This is a genomic window from Pseudoalteromonas nanhaiensis, assembly GCF_051235485.1.
Classification (GTDB): Bacteria; Pseudomonadota; Gammaproteobacteria; order Enterobacterales; family Alteromonadaceae; genus Pseudoalteromonas; species Pseudoalteromonas lipolytica_C.
Window position 1 is genome coordinate 498570 of record NZ_JBPNYQ010000001.1, and the last position, 13767, is coordinate 512336.

A 13767-nucleotide genomic window follows, 5' to 3' on the forward strand; every position below is an offset into this window, starting at 1 on the left:
TTAACTTGTTCTTTAGTCAACAGTTAACATATAAGAAGGTCGATAGGGAGCAAGTTACCATGTATTATCTTCGATGTTTTTAAATCTACTATACATCAATTACCTTAGTAGTCAGTTTTACTTTGTCTACTAGATGCTTGAAAATAGTGGTTCAGTAAATACCAGCTATCCAAACAGGTAAGGCCGAATGGCAAAATCAGCAAAAATCGAATTTGTCTGCACTGAGTGCGGCATGAATTATCAGCGCTGGCAAGGGCAGTGTAAATGTGGTGCATGGAATACCCTTGCAGAGTTTAAACCGTCAGCAGGGCAGTCAAAGCAAGCTGCAAGTCGAGCTGCAATTGCAGGCTATGCCGGTAATGTGGGCGGCGGTTCAAAAAAAATAAATGAAGTTGCAACCACTGAAGCTGAAAAGCGCCTCACAGAAATTGGTGAATTAGACAGGGTATTAAGTGGCGGCGTGACCACAGGCTCAGTGAATATTATTTCTGGGGATCCAGGGGCAGGTAAAACCACCTTGTTGTCAGATTTAGTTGCACGTATGTCAAAAGTAATGCCGTCTTTATACTGTACAGCAGAAGAGTCATTATCACAGTTTAAAAATCGGGTTAACCGCTTACGTCTAGATTACAACGAAGATGAGCTGTACTTACTATCTGAAACCAGCGTTGAAGCAATCATTGAAGAACTTGATAAACATAAAATAAAGTTTGCTGTTATCGACTCAATTCAGGCTGTTTTAACAGAAACGGCAAATGGTACTCCAGGGTCACCCTCACAAGTGAAAAGTGCGGCTCAGGCGCTCACGCAATATTGTAAGCAAAATGATGTGACCATGTTTATTATCGCTCACGTAAACAAAAATAACGAAATTGCTGGGCCACAGACCTTAGTACACATTGTTGATGCGTTATTACACATTGACACCAATGATGGGCAAGTAAGGACATTACGTGCCAATAAAAACCGTTTTGGCGATATCGACACTGTGGGCATTTTTAGAATGTGTGAGCGAGGTATGCTGAGCGTTGATAATCCTAGCGAAATCTTCCTATCAGGCTCAACGACTGAGTCGCCGGGCTCTGCGATTACTTGTATTCGTAAAGGCAATCGTAACTTACTACTCGAAATTCAATGTCTAACCACAGAAACCGAAGCTGAATTCCCTCAACGAGTGTGTGTTGGTTTAAACATGAATCGTATCAAGATGCTCACGGGGATTTTACGAAAACACACTAAAACTAAAATCTTCCATGATACGTTTTTTAATATAGTTGGTGGTTTAAAAATTGATGAGTCAGAAACCTGCATTGATTTAGCGTTAGTTACAGCACTTTTAAGTAGTTTGAATGAGTTTGTGGTGCCACGGACTACTTGTATTATGGGCGAGTTGAGTTTAAATGGTGATGTAAGACCAATAGACAGTGGCGTACCTCGAGTTAAAGAAGCGGCGCAACATGGCTTTACTGAAATCTTTATTCCTTATCGTAATTACCATAAATCAATGGAAGGCTTAGGTGCAAAAATTACCCCAGTGAAAACTGTGCATGAATTACTGTCGTTAATTAACTAAACACAATTTGATACACTGATAAAAAATTTACACCAATTAAAGGAAATAAAATGAAGAAGTTAATTATTGCGGCGGTTGTTGCTGCGGCAGTCGGTGGCGTAGCTTACGCAAACTATGCTGTGACACAGGAAGTGAAAACAGTGGTTGATCAGCAGCTGAGTGCTTTATCAGCACAAAGTGGTGTAGATATTACTTATAGCGATATTTCAGCGAGTGTTTTTGATAGCAGCATGGAGCTTTCGGGTATCAAAGTACAAAGCCTTGATAGCAATGAAGCTATTGCAACCATAGATACGATTGAAGTATCAGGTTATGAGCAAGACAGCATTCCACCTCATACCGGGTTTGTGATGACAAACTTTCGATTCAGTGATGATTTCCTCGCTCAGTTACCGCAAAACGCCAACAACAAATTAGCGTCTACAAGCTATAACGTTAAGTCTTCGCTAGATTACAATAAAGACTCTGGTGATAGTGCGTTTGCAGTTAACGTGACTGCAAATGAAGTGGCCGATGTTCACTTTAATTTAGGGTTGGCGAAATCAACTCCTTTAATGGAAGCGTCATTGGCTATCAGCAAGATGCAAAACTCAACACAAAATGGCCAGCTCACATTAGAGCAGCAACTGCAACAGCAATCAAAAATGATGGCGGCCATGAGCCAGTTAGAGCCACGAAGTATTTCAATGTCAGTTGCTGATGAAGGTGAGTTAAAAGCGGTTGTAGAGAGCTTCTTGCAAGCGCAAGGTATGACTCATGAACAGTTCCAGCAGGTTGTTGCTATGCAGTTACAACAAGCGCCGGTTAGCACTGACTTAGAGACTGCTATTACTAATTTTGCTCAAGGCTTATCATCATTATCGGTTTCGGCAAACTTGCCAGAAGGTCAGTCTATGATGCAAATCAATCAGCAAATTATGGCGTTAATGGGACAACCTGAAGAACTTGCCAAATTTATTAACCTTCAAGCAAGCGGTAAATAAGGCTAAGGTGCAGACAACCTTAAAGTGTTGCTCCGTCTTGTGAGCTTACTTTAAGGTTGTTTTTAACTTTTCGGATGCCTCGGTTATGCTCCAAAAACTTTTGTGCTAAAGCACGTTGAAATCCTGTCTTGGTAGAGCCGATAAGCTCAACCGTATCACCCTCTACAATCACCTGTAGATTAGAAATAGTAAAGTTAGGGTTGCTGGTAAGTTTCTGCAAAGCATATTGTTGCAATCTAGGTTGTGCTGATGTGCTTGATGTTAAAACACTGGTATTTGCACTCACCTTTGTCGCACAAGCTAGTAAAAATAAACAACTTAATGAGATCAGTACTACGGTTAATTTAAAGCGGTTCATACGATTCCCTCGCGAAGACTCTGTTGCAGAACCAGTTACAATTATCATTCCAATTTTAAGTTTCTGATTATAAAGTGATTTTATGCTTGGTAGGTTAAAAGGTATGAACTAATTACACAGTAATTAGTAAAAAAGTACATGCAGCAGAGAGCAAAATGCCGAGACGAGCTCGGCATTTTCAAGTAAAGATATTAAGCTATTTTTTCTTTTTTACTTTTGCTTTGGCTTTTTTCTTCGCCTTGATCTTTGCAGGATCTTTTTTCTTTTTAGATGGGATCTTTGCTTCTTTGTGTTGAGGCTCAATACCTTTAATTACGCGACGTTTAAGCTTTTGCTCAATGTAGCGTTCAACCTTGCCCAGAATAGCCACATCGTGAGCTTCAATAAATGAAATCGCAATCCCTTTTTTGCCAGCGCGGCCAGTACGGCCAATGCGGTGTACATAGATATCTGCAGTACGCGGCATATCAAAGTTAATAACATGACTAATATCGGCGACATCAATGCCACGTGCAGCAACATCGGTTGCCACTAAGATATTATTGCGACCAGAGTGAAAGTTCTCCATCGCTTTCATGCGTTTGTCTTGTGGCATTTCACCACGTAGCCATGCAACGCGTAACCCTTCGTTGTTAAGCTCACCAATCAAGGTTTCTAAGCGTTCACGGGTTTTAACAAACACGATTGCTTTATGTATGTCTTCACCGTTTAGGATCTCGACCAACATTTTTAGTTTATGGTTATAGTCATCAGCTAGGTGAACCCACTGATGAATTTTAGCTTTCTCTTTTCGGGTTGACTCTGCTTCAAGTAGTGCAGGGTCATTTAAAATTCGTTCTGCAAATAACTCAACGCTGTCGCCTTCAAGTGTTGCTGAGAATAAGAAACATTGGCGACGATTACGTGCTTCGTCACAAATTCGCAGCATTTCTTTACGAAAACCCATGTCTAGCATGCGATCAGCTTCATCAAGAATAAGCAGTTCAACATTCTCAGCATGGAAATTCTCAGTTTCGAGGTATTCCATTAAGCGCCCTGGCGTGGCAATTAAAATGTCGTTATTACTCTCGAAAATTTCTTTATGTGTCCCGTAGTTAATACCGCCGGTCACTACACCAATTTTGAGGTGTGTTTGCGCAGCAAGTAATTCACATTGTTCATGGATTTGATAAGCCAATTCACGAGTCGGTGTCATGATCAGCACGCGAGCAAAGCCTGGATCGCGACGAGGGAAATCAAGCAAGTATTGAATTGCAGGGATCAAAAAAGCGGCTGTTTTACCAGTACCAGTTGGCGCAGATGCTAAAATATCGCGGCCTCTTAGCGCTTCAGGGATCGCTTGTTGTTGAATACTGGTTGGTGTATCAAAACCCATTTTATTAATGGCATTTAACAGCTTGTTATCGATATCAAATTCAGAAAATTGCATAGAGTGACGTAAATAGAGGACAATTAGGCCTAATTATACGCGTTAACGCGGCTGTGGTGAATGAAAAGGTGAAAAAATGTCAGGCTTTGTGTTTAAACAATTTTCGGTGGAGCAAACTCGTGCTGCAATGAAGGTGTCAACGGATGGCATTTTGTTAGGCGCATGGGCCACTCTTACTAACGCCACTCGTATATTAGACATAGGGACTGGAACAGGGCTGCTGGCCTTAATGGCAAAACAGCGAGCGCCACAAGCAACAGTGATGGCGATCGAGATTGATCATGATGCCTGTATTGACGCCCGCGCTAATTTTACCAATAGTCCGTGGTCAGATATCCGTCTTTATCAAGGTGCCGTGCAGTCATTTGATTCACCAGAGCCCGTTGATGTTATCATCACTAACCCGCCATATTTTAACGCCAGCCTCAAAGGAGAGAATGCGCCACGTAATGCTGCACGTCATACTGATGGCCTTAGTTTTAACGAATTAATAGCTGCATGTAGCAGGCTTAGTCATGACAAAACGTTGTTGAATGTTATTTTGCCTTGTCCGGAAGCTGAGCAATTTATTGCTATTGCAAAGCAATTAGGTTGGCATTTAAATCAACAATGTTTGATTCAAACAACACCCAAAAAAGCGCCGAGCCGCTGCTTAATGTTATTTAGCCAACAGGCTATAGAGTGCAAAAAATCGCAGTTGGTTATTCATGCTCAGGATGGTAGTTACAGCGCCGATTATCAAAGGCTTTGCAAAGCCTTTTATTTGAAAATGTAACGCTAATATAAGATTTTTGGCGATTCTAATTACTGTTCGGGGATCGCAGGTGGACGTAACTGTATCACCTCATCAAGTTGAATTTGCTGAACATATTCAAGTTTAAGTAAAGCATCTAGTACTCTTTTACAATGTTGTTTATCAATATCAGCACTACAAAAGTTGATGATATTAAATTGCCGTTTGATGTTCAGTCCCGTTATGTCAGGCAGTGGTTGCGTGGTTTCAACTAAAACACGAATGCTGGGATAGGGATCGGCATAACCAGAGTGTAATAATTTTTCGATGTTAAATAGGTTATCTTTAAGTTTGCCTAGTTCATTCGCTGTTTTCACGCTTTGTGGTATAAATACTTGTTCGTTAAGGCTATTTATTGTAATTTCGCCTTTGGCGTGAAGTGGGTTAATTTGATGATTGTCATATTGAATAACATCACCAGTCACTAAAGTGAATTGTTTCATTGTGTATCCTTTCAATTGGTTATCCATCCACCTCAAGCATAACAAAATGATGCGTCTAAAAAAATTAATTGTAGTAATAAATTCTTAATAAAGTAGGTGATCTATGTTCCGTTTAGCGTTTGTACTCGCTGCGATGTTATTTTCTCAACTATGTGCTGCAGCAACCAGCCCGGTAGGGCTTTGGAAAACAATTGATGAAGAAACGAATGAAGCGAAATCACTCGTGCGTATTAGTGAACAAAACGGCGTGCTGGTTGGCAATGTTGAAAAAATATTGAATCCAGCTAAGCAAGATGCACGTTGTGAAAAATGTAAAGGTGATAAGAAAAATCAGCCTATTTTGGGGTTGCAGATTATTGAAGGCGCAAAGGATGCCGGAGATGGAAGTTGGCAAGATGGTGAAATTCTTGACCCTAATAATGGCAAAACCTACACTTTAAAATTGACACCACAACAACAAGGTAAGGTGCTTGAAGTGCGTGGTTATATTGCTTTTTTCTATCGTAATCAATATTGGCAACGCGTTGAATAAAAAAAAGCCAAGCATTGCTTGGCTTTTCCTTACAAGTGACTTTTACAAACTTTCGCTGTATTCAGTCATTATTTGCTCAACCCAGTTGGCAATACGCTCATCGCTGAGTTCGTATTGACTGTCTTCATCAAGGGCTAAGCCAACAAATTGTTTGCCATCTTCAGTCAGCGCTTTTGATGCTTCAAACTCGTAACTGTCATCGTTTGGCCACTTTCCTAATAAGGTGATGCTTTGATCACAAATTTCATCGTGCAGCATGCCAAGAGCATCTTGGAACCATTGACCATAACCTTGTTGATCACCCATGCCAAACAGAGCCACTGTTTTGCCATTTAGATTAACATCTTTGATATCATCCCAGATAGACTCCCAGTCTTCTTGAAGCTCACCAAAATCCCATGTAGAAATGCCGAAGATAACGAAATCGAATTGTTCTGCATTTTTTAATGGTTCATCTTTGATGTTATGCAAGCTCACAACGTCTTGCCCAATAATATCGCGAATTTTCTCTGCCGCTATTTCTGTATAGCAGGTAGTCGAACCATAAAATAAACCAATCTGCATCGTATTTATCACCGTGTGTTTGCCTGATATGATAGCTACTCAAGCCGCTTGAAGTATCTACCTTCATGTAGTTTGGTAATATTTTACCGTAAGGCCTATTTAATTGATACCTTGATAAGGATGAGAGTAACCGTGGCGGATAATACTTCACAAGCACAAGCAGGTGTCATGACTGAACAAAATGCAGAGCATTTAGAGGTTTTTTTAGATACCTTGTATTTAGAACAAGGAGTCAGTGAGAATACTCTTGCCGCTTATCGAAGTGACCTCGATAAGTTTTGCCATTTTATTAAAGACACAGACTTACTTGCAGTAACAGCAGAAGATATAGAAGCTTATTTAGCATACCGTGTCGATTTAGGACTTAAGTCTCGCAGCACGGCTCGAAGTATCAGTGCGCTCAAGCGTTTTTATCAGTATTTTGTGCGCGAAAAAGCAATCCCCGACTCACCAATGGTTAATATTGCGCAACCTAAGGCGGGGCAATCGTTACCAAAAACCCTCTCTGAAGCCGAAGTAGAAGCATTGCTTGCAGCTCCTAATATTGAAGATCCAATGGGGCTTCGCGATAAAGCCATGCTTGAACTGTTATATGCCACCGGGCTGCGTGTTACTGAGCTGGTAGGGCTAAGAATGGAGCAAATAAACCTGCGCCAAGCAGTCGTATTTGTAAAAGGTAAAGGTAATAAAGAACGATTAGTCCCTTTGGGTGAAGAAGCAATGTACTGGCTTGAACAGTTTTTAAAAGTAGGGCGCTCGCAGATGATTAAACACGCTACCGACTTTGTGTTTCCGTCTAAGCGGGGCATTGGCATGACCCGACAAACTTTTTGGCATCGCATCAAACACTATGCTATTTTGGCAGCAATAGAGTCACCATTATCACCGCATACGCTCAGACATGCTTTTGCGACGCACCTTTTGAATCATGGGGCAGACCTTCGTGTTGTGCAAATGATGTTAGGTCATAGTGACTTATCAACAACACAAATTTATACGCATGTAGCGAATGAAAGATTAAAGTCGGTACACGAGCAGCATCACCCTCGTGCATAGTGCAACTTTTTTTAAGATGTACCGGTCTATGTAAAAAATGTTCAGGATATAGGATAGTTATGAAAAAGTTAGTTTTAGCCACGGCACTATTTGGCACAAGCTTAAATGTTTTTGCAAATGGCGTATCGACGACAGAAGCCGCTGACGCACCAATTGTTTCAAAATTTGCCGAGTTAGGTGTAAAGGTTAAGCAAGTTAACCCAAGCCCTGTGGCTGGTCTTAAAGAGCTAATTACCGATAAAGGCGTGTTATACGCAAGCCCTGATGGCCAATTCTTAATGCAAGGTACGTTGATTGACCTAAACAACCGTGTAAATCTAACCGAGCATGCGTTAAGTGATGTGCGTAAACAAGGCGTTGCAGAGTACGAAGACTCGATGATTGTTTACAAAGCAAAAAACGAAAAGCATTCAATCACAGTATTTACAGATATCACTTGCGGGTATTGTCGTAAATTACACCGCGAATTAGACGACTTTTTAGAGGCGGGTATTACTGTTAAGTATTTAGCTTTTCCAAGAGGCGGTTTAGCGGGCAAAGGTTATCAAGACTTAATGAATGTGTGGTGTGCTAAAGACCCAGCAGAAGCGTTAACAGAAGCTAAAGCGGGCGCAGAAGTAGCTGCAGTCCCAGGTTGTAACGCCCCGATTGCAGAGCATTACCAACTTGGTCAAAGCTTTGGTATGTCAGGTACACCGGCAATTATTTTAGAAGATGGTACGATGATCCCAGGTTATCAATCAGCTGCGCAAATCAGCCAAGCACTTGATGCTTTACCAAAAACATCGTCATAACTATTTTTAAACGAAAAGGCCTATTTGTCGTAGGCCTTTTTTATTCGCCTTAAGTTAAGAAGTACACTTTCCAACATGGAAAAAATAATTCAAGTTCGTCCTCGGGTTGATGACTCACACCTGCCAAATCATTTACATCCAGTCATTAAACAAATTTACGCATCAAGACAGGTGCAAGACGCAATAGAGTTAGATAACAGTGCAGCAACGTTACATGACTTTCGGTTGTTTAAAGACATCGACAAAGCCGTGTTGTTGTTGCAAGACGCATTAAAAGCACAAAGCCGCGTGTTAATCGTGGGAGATTTTGATGCTGACGGTGCAACCAGTACAGCAACCTTGATGCAAGGTCTTGCCATGTTTGGTTTGAAAAACCTTGATTACTTAGTGCCAGATAGATTCAGTTTAGGGTATGGCCTAAGTCCTGCGCTTGCAGAGCAAATTGTGGCCATGCAGCCTGAGCTTGTGATTACCGTTGATAACGGTATTTCATGCATAGATGGCATTGCAATTGTAAAGCATGCGGGTATTAAGGTGCTGGTGACTGATCACCACTTGCAGGGCGAGGCATTACCTAATGCCGATGCCATTGTGAACCCGAATCGTCATGACTGCCAATTTCCATCGAAATCAATAGCAGGCGTTGGGGTGGCTTTTTATCTGCTTATCGCTTTACGTAGTCACTTACGTGATCAAGGGTATTTTCAACATCAGCCAATGCCGAATTTGGCCGAATTACTTGATATTGTTGCCCTTGGTACTGTTGCCGATGTGGTCGCCCTTGATGCCAATAACCGTACCTTAGTGCATCAAGGTTTAGCTCGTATTCGTAGCGGTAAAACACGTCCAGGTATTAGTGCTCTCATTGAAGTGGCAAATCGTAATGCAGCGCGCTTAAGTGCCAGTGACTTTGGCTTTTCATTGGCGCCACGCTTAAATGCAGCAGGGCGCTTAGATGATATGAGTTTAGGTATAGCCTGTTTATTATCGAGCGATATTAATCAAGCCCGCCGCATTGCCAGCGAGCTCGATAGTCTCAATCATGAGCGCCGTGAAATAGAGCAGGGCATGCAAACTGAAGCGCAAGCTGTGCTTGACCGTTTAGCCTTTAAAACAGATTCAGTGCCTGATGCCATTTGTTTGTATCAAGCTGATTGGCACCAAGGTGTTATTGGCATTTTGGCTGGTCGCTTAAAAGAAAAGTATCACCGTCCTACGATTATTTTTGCAGCCGGCGATAACGGTGAAATTAAAGGCTCTTGCCGCTCCATTGAAGGGCTGCATATGCGTGATTTACTTGAGCGCATAAATACCTTACACCCTCATCTGATCAGCAAGTTTGGTGGTCATGCTATGGCGGCAGGTTTAAGTATTAACGAGCAATGTTTTAATGAATTTAAAACAGTGTTTGAACACATGGTGGCACAAACACTCAGTGAAGAGCATAAGAAGAGTATTTTACTTACCGACGGTGAACTGCCAAATGATTGCTTCTCGATGGAGTTTGCCAACCTGTTAAAAAATGCAGGGCCTTGGGGACAACAATTTCCAGAGCCAGTGTTTGAACATGTGTTCGAAGTGGTGCAGCAGCGTATTGTTGGTGAAAAACACTTAAAACTAGTTTTAAAACATCAATCTGGAAGGTTAGTTGACGCAATAGCATTTGCTGTTGACGTGCGTGCCTGGCCCGACACCGAAGTACGCTATGTAAAAGCGGCATACCAACTCGATATAAATGAATTTCGTGGCAAATTCTCGTTACAACTAATTATCCGAGAGCTACAAAAAACCACATAAAAATATCGTTATAATCGACATAAAAGGCTAATAAAACGCTCGGTTTTTTGTTAAAATCGGGCGTTTTTAATATTTGTAGATAATTTACCGTAATTATTGTCGAAAGCGGTGCGCGGTAAATCAGCCATTTTGGAGTAATGTACATGTTTGAAGTGAATCCTGTGATTAATCAAATCAAGGAAATTCGCGAACGTACTGAACTGCTTCGGGGGTATCTTTGACTACCCTCTTAAGAAAGAGCGGTTAGAAGAAGTTAACGCAGAACTTGAAGATTCAGCAGTGTGGAATGAGCCAGAGCGAGCTCAAGCCCTAGGCCGTGAAAAGTCGGCACTCGAAGCTATCGTTGAGACCATTGATAATTTAGTGGCCGGTACCGAAGATGTTGAAGGCTTAGTTGAGCTTGCTGTTGAAGCAGAAGACGAAGAAACCTTTGCCGAAGCAGAAACTGAATTAGCCGATTTAAACGCACAGCTTGAAAAGCTAGAATTCCGTCGTATGTTCTCGGGTGACCATGACCAAAACGATGCGTACCTTGATTTACAATCAGGTTCTGGCGGTACTGAAGCGCAAGACTGGTGTAACATGTTGTTGCGTATGTACTTACGTTGGGGTGAAGCGAAAGGCTTTAAAGTTGAACTAGTTGAAGCAACTGATGGTGATGTGGCTGGTATCAAAGGCGCAACAGTGCGTTTTGTTGGCGAATATGCATACGGTTGGTTACGTACAGAAACCGGTGTTCACCGTTTAGTACGTAAGAGCCCATTCGACTCAAGTGGTCGTCGTCATACCTCGTTTGCATCGGCATTCGTTTACCCAGAAATCGACGATAATATCGAAATTGATATTAATCCGGCTGATTTACGTATTGACGTTTACCGCGCATCTGGTGCGGGTGGTCAGCACGTAAATACAACAGAGTCGGCGGTTCGTATTACGCATATACCAACCAACACTGTTGTACAGTGCCAAAATGAGCGTTCACAGCATAAGAATAAAGACCAAGCAATGAAGCAGTTAAAAGCGAAGTTGTTTGAACTTGAAATTCAAAAGCAAAATGCCGAGAAGCAAAGCCAAGAAGATGCTAAATCTGATATTGGCTGGGGTAGTCAAATTCGTTCATACGTACTTGATGACTCGCGCATTAAAGATTTACGTACCGGCGTTGAAAACCGTAATACTCAAGCGGTTCTTGACGGCGACTTAGATAAATTTATTGAAGCCAGCCTTAAATCTGGCCTATAACCACCGAGCTAAAAAAGAGCTAAAAAATGACTGATCAAATCCAAGACGAAAATAAGTTAATCGCTGAGCGTCGTGGCAAATTAGACGCAATCCGCGAAAATTGCCCAGCCAACGGTCATCCAAACCAATTCCGTCGTGAACATTACACGGCTGATTTGCAAGCTGAGTTTGGTGATAAATCGAAAGACGAATTAGTTGCTGAGCAGCACGTTGTATCAGTAGCGGGTCGTATTCTTGCAAAACGTGGTCCTTTCCTTGCGTTACAAGATATGAAAGGCCAAATTCAAGCGTACGCGTCAAAAGACGTACAAAAAGAATTAAAAGCAAAATACGGTCAACTTGATATCGGTGACATCATCGGTGTTAAAGGTGCACTAAATAAATCAGGTAAAGGTGACCTATACGTAGAAATGACAGAGTACGAGTTACTAACTAAGTCATTACGTCCGCTACCAGAAAAATTCCACGGTTTATCTGACCAAGAAACTAAATACCGTCAACGTTATGTTGATTTAATTACCAATGAAGCGACGCGTGAAACCTTCCGTATTCGCTCAAAAGTTGTTGAAGGTATCCGTCGTTTCTTAGCTGATCGTGACTTCATGGAAGTTGAAACACCGATGCTACAAGTGATCCCTGGTGGTGCGTCTGCTCGTCCATTCGTAACACATCACAATGCACTTGATATCGATATGTACTTACGTATTGCACCTGAGCTTTACCTAAAACGTTTAGTGGTAGGTGGTTTTGAGCGTGTATTCGAAATCAACCGTAACTTCCGTAACGAAGGTTTATCAACACGTCATAACCCAGAATTCACAATGATCGAATTCTACCAAGCATACGCTGATTATATTGACCTGATGAACATCACTGAAGACATGTTACGTACTGTTGCTACAGATGTACTAGGTTCACCAATTGTTGTAAACACAACTAAAAATGAAAACGGTGAAGTGGTAGATTCAGTAGAGTACGATTTTGGTCAACCTTTTGCTCGTTTAACAATGAGCGAGGCTATCCTTAAGTACAACCCAGACTTTGATGCTGCGGTATTTAATGACCCTGAAAATCATTTTGAAGAGCTTAAAGCGTACGCTAAGCAAGTACACGTTAAGATCCCAGAAAACTGTGTATGGGGCCCTGGTAAGTTCTTATGTGAAATCTTCGAAGAGACTGCAGAGCATAAGCTAATTCAACCTACTTTCATCACAGCTTACCCATGGGAAGTGTCACCACTTGCACGTCGTAACGACGAAAACCCATTTGTGACTGACCGTTTCGAGTTCTTCGTAGGCGGCCGTGAATTAGCAAATGGTTTCTCTGAGCTTAATGATGCGCAAGACCAAGCAGAGCGTTTTTCTCGTCAAGTTGAAGAAAAAGACGCAGGTGATGATGAAGCAATGCACTACGATGAAGATTATATTCGCGCGTTAGAGTACGGCTTACCACCAACAGCAGGTGAGGGTATTGGTATCGACCGTCTTGTTATGTTATTCACTGACTCACCAACAATTAAAGACGTGATTTTATTCCCGCATATGCGTCCTCAAGCTGATTAATCAGTTTTTAGGATTAGAAAACGCCGCTTTTTTAGCGGCGTTTTTGTTATAGGAAATTTCTGATTTTTTCTTCGCTAGTGTTTTTATTTTTAATTTAAATTATTGATATATAGTGTATTTGTTGTTTTTGTTTGCTACGTAATTATTGCTTTGTTCGTTTTTAATACAAACTAAGGTTGATAAAGTCATTTTTCTAGTCAGAATGTTAATGTACTAAATAAAATCCGTTCACTGCTTAAATGGAATTAATTAAAATGACAACAAAACCAGCGCAGTTACCAACAGATGTAGCAAAAAGTGATGAACAACGTGAAAGCTTTTACCGAGCATGTATCTTTGAATTTCAAAAGTTAGGATATCAAGACCAATACCTAGCAGAATTAACTGATGAGCATATTCCTTTAACTGGTCTCGATTTATTGGCTGATAAAGAAAAAACGCCTAAAGCTTAAGCGATTTTAGGGAGTTTGAGTCAGTTGTGCACAATCTCTAACCATCTACTCGAAATTCCTTGAAAAGTGTTTGACTTATTTTCTGAAATCTTTATTATACGCCCCACAAGACGGAGAGGTGGCCGAGTGGCCGAAGGCGCTCCCCTGCTAAGGGAGTATAGGGTTTGTAGCTCTATCGAGGGTTCGAAT

The 13767-nt window shown here is 41.4% G+C and carries 14 protein-coding genes; 10 read left to right on the forward strand and 4 right to left on the reverse strand.

Annotated elements, in window-relative coordinates:
• The first annotated feature begins 187 nt into the window (after window positions 1-187).
• Both radA and ACSFVZ_RS02240 read left to right on the forward strand, forming a co-directional pair.
• Window positions 188-1573 carry a DNA repair protein RadA gene (gene radA / locus ACSFVZ_RS02235; protein WP_235383290.1) on the forward strand — a complete coding sequence of 462 codons (1386 nt, stop codon included), beginning with the start codon at window positions 188-190 and terminating at the stop codon, window positions 1571-1573.
• A gap of 50 nt (window positions 1574-1623) precedes the next feature.
• The gene (locus ACSFVZ_RS02240; protein WP_235383291.1) at window positions 1624-2556 is read left to right on the forward strand and encodes an aq_1923 C-terminal domain; all 933 of its coding nucleotides are present in this window, start codon (window positions 1624-1626) and stop codon (window positions 2554-2556) included.
• 19 nt (window positions 2557-2575) lie between these two features.
• On the opposite strand, the gene ACSFVZ_RS02245 is transcribed toward ACSFVZ_RS02240, so the two are convergent.
• Both ACSFVZ_RS02245 and srmB read right to left on the reverse strand, forming a co-directional pair.
• The gene (locus tag ACSFVZ_RS02245; RefSeq protein WP_199526269.1) at window positions 2576-2914 is read right to left on the reverse strand and encodes a BON domain-containing protein; all 339 of its coding nucleotides are present in this window, start codon (window positions 2912-2914) and stop codon (window positions 2576-2578) included.
• A gap of 196 nt (window positions 2915-3110) precedes the next feature.
• The gene (gene srmB, locus ACSFVZ_RS02250; RefSeq protein ID WP_135925879.1) at window positions 3111-4343 is read right to left on the reverse strand and encodes an ATP-dependent RNA helicase SrmB; all 1233 of its coding nucleotides are present in this window, start codon (window positions 4341-4343) and stop codon (window positions 3111-3113) included.
• A 76-nt stretch (window positions 4344-4419) separates the two neighbouring features.
• Here srmB and ACSFVZ_RS02255 point away from each other — a divergent pair, with 76 nt between their 5' ends.
• The gene (locus tag ACSFVZ_RS02255; RefSeq protein ID WP_235383294.1) at window positions 4420-5118 is read left to right on the forward strand and encodes a tRNA1(Val) (adenine(37)-N6)-methyltransferase; all 699 of its coding nucleotides are present in this window, start codon (window positions 4420-4422) and stop codon (window positions 5116-5118) included.
• Window positions 5119-5147: 29 nt separating this feature from the next.
• Here the strand turns inward: ACSFVZ_RS02255 and ACSFVZ_RS02260 are convergent, their stop codons facing one another.
• Window positions 5148-5579 carry a hypothetical protein gene (locus ACSFVZ_RS02260; protein ID WP_235383295.1) on the reverse strand — a complete coding sequence of 144 codons (432 nt, stop codon included), beginning with the start codon at window positions 5577-5579 and terminating at the stop codon, window positions 5148-5150.
• A gap of 103 nt (window positions 5580-5682) precedes the next feature.
• Between ACSFVZ_RS02260 and ACSFVZ_RS02265 the strand changes: the two genes are divergently transcribed.
• Entirely contained in the window at window positions 5683-6111 is a 429-nt protein-coding gene (locus tag ACSFVZ_RS02265; RefSeq protein WP_235383296.1) for a DUF2147 domain-containing protein, read from the forward strand.
• Window positions 6112-6153: 42 nt separating this feature from the next.
• Here the strand turns inward: ACSFVZ_RS02265 and fldB are convergent, their stop codons facing one another.
• Window positions 6154-6675 (reverse strand): flavodoxin FldB, encoded by a 522-nt coding sequence (fldB, locus tag ACSFVZ_RS02270; protein WP_138558615.1) that lies wholly within the window; start codon window positions 6673-6675, stop codon window positions 6154-6156.
• A gap of 168 nt (window positions 6676-6843) precedes the next feature.
• Here fldB and xerD point away from each other — a divergent pair, with 168 nt between their 5' ends.
• From xerD to ACSFVZ_RS02300, 6 genes are all read left to right on the forward strand, one after another.
• A complete protein-coding gene (gene xerD / locus ACSFVZ_RS02275; RefSeq protein ID WP_435557992.1) occupies window positions 6844-7731 on the forward strand; it encodes a site-specific tyrosine recombinase XerD in 888 nt (295 codons plus the stop codon).
• 59 nt (window positions 7732-7790) lie between these two features.
• Window positions 7791-8525, forward strand: a complete 735-nt coding sequence (gene dsbC / locus ACSFVZ_RS02280) for a bifunctional protein-disulfide isomerase/oxidoreductase DsbC (protein WP_138558617.1) — start codon at window positions 7791-7793, stop codon at window positions 8523-8525.
• A gap of 75 nt (window positions 8526-8600) precedes the next feature.
• Window positions 8601-10322 (forward strand): single-stranded-DNA-specific exonuclease RecJ, encoded by a 1722-nt coding sequence (recJ, locus tag ACSFVZ_RS02285; protein WP_435557984.1) that lies wholly within the window; start codon window positions 8601-8603, stop codon window positions 10320-10322.
• A 143-nt stretch (window positions 10323-10465) separates the two neighbouring features.
• Window positions 10466-11564, forward strand: a protein-coding gene (gene prfB / locus ACSFVZ_RS02290; RefSeq protein WP_135925871.1) for a peptide chain release factor 2 whose coding sequence is annotated in 2 segments (ribosomal slippage) — window positions 10466-10540 and window positions 10542-11564 — 1098 coding nt in all. Because the reading frame shifts where the segments join, the coding sequence is not laid out codon by codon here.
• Window positions 11565-11590: 26 nt separating this feature from the next.
• Complete coding sequence (gene lysS / locus ACSFVZ_RS02295) at window positions 11591-13126, forward strand: lysine--tRNA ligase (RefSeq protein WP_135925870.1); 1536 nt, start codon at window positions 11591-11593, stop codon at window positions 13124-13126.
• Between the two features lie 254 nt (window positions 13127-13380).
• Entirely contained in the window at window positions 13381-13578 is a 198-nt protein-coding gene (locus tag ACSFVZ_RS02300) for a hypothetical protein (RefSeq protein WP_135925869.1), read from the forward strand.
• The last annotated feature ends 189 nt before the right edge of the window (window positions 13579-13767 follow it).

What these genes read in the sequence shown, in the direction of transcription:
- ACSFVZ_RS02245 (WP_199526269.1), bottom strand. Translation starts at nt 2,914, where the DNA reads ATGAACCGCTTTAAATTAACCGTAGTACTGATCTCATTAAGTTGTTTA.
- ACSFVZ_RS02260 (WP_235383295.1), bottom strand. Translation starts at nt 5,579, where the DNA reads ATGAAACAATTCACTTTAGTGACTGGTGATGTTATTCAATATGACAAT.
- ACSFVZ_RS02300 (WP_135925869.1), top strand. Translation starts at nt 13,381, where the DNA reads ATGACAACAAAACCAGCGCAGTTACCAACAGATGTAGCAAAAAGTGAT.
- radA (WP_235383290.1), top strand. Translation starts at nt 188, where the DNA reads ATGGCAAAATCAGCAAAAATCGAATTTGTCTGCACTGAGTGCGGCATG.
- ACSFVZ_RS02255 (WP_235383294.1), top strand. Translation starts at nt 4,420, where the DNA reads ATGTCAGGCTTTGTGTTTAAACAATTTTCGGTGGAGCAAACTCGTGCT.
- fldB (WP_138558615.1), bottom strand. Translation starts at nt 6,675, where the DNA reads ATGCAGATTGGTTTATTTTATGGTTCGACTACCTGCTATACAGAAATA.
- ACSFVZ_RS02265 (WP_235383296.1), top strand. Translation starts at nt 5,683, where the DNA reads ATGTTCCGTTTAGCGTTTGTACTCGCTGCGATGTTATTTTCTCAACTA.
- srmB (WP_135925879.1), bottom strand. Translation starts at nt 4,343, where the DNA reads ATGCAATTTTCTGAATTTGATATCGATAACAAGCTGTTAAATGCCATT.
- xerD (WP_435557992.1), top strand. Translation starts at nt 6,844, where the DNA reads ATGACTGAACAAAATGCAGAGCATTTAGAGGTTTTTTTAGATACCTTG.
- recJ (WP_435557984.1), top strand. Translation starts at nt 8,601, where the DNA reads ATGGAAAAAATAATTCAAGTTCGTCCTCGGGTTGATGACTCACACCTG.
- lysS (WP_135925870.1), top strand. Translation starts at nt 11,591, where the DNA reads ATGACTGATCAAATCCAAGACGAAAATAAGTTAATCGCTGAGCGTCGT.
- ACSFVZ_RS02240 (WP_235383291.1), top strand. Translation starts at nt 1,624, where the DNA reads ATGAAGAAGTTAATTATTGCGGCGGTTGTTGCTGCGGCAGTCGGTGGC.
- dsbC (WP_138558617.1), top strand. Translation starts at nt 7,791, where the DNA reads ATGAAAAAGTTAGTTTTAGCCACGGCACTATTTGGCACAAGCTTAAAT.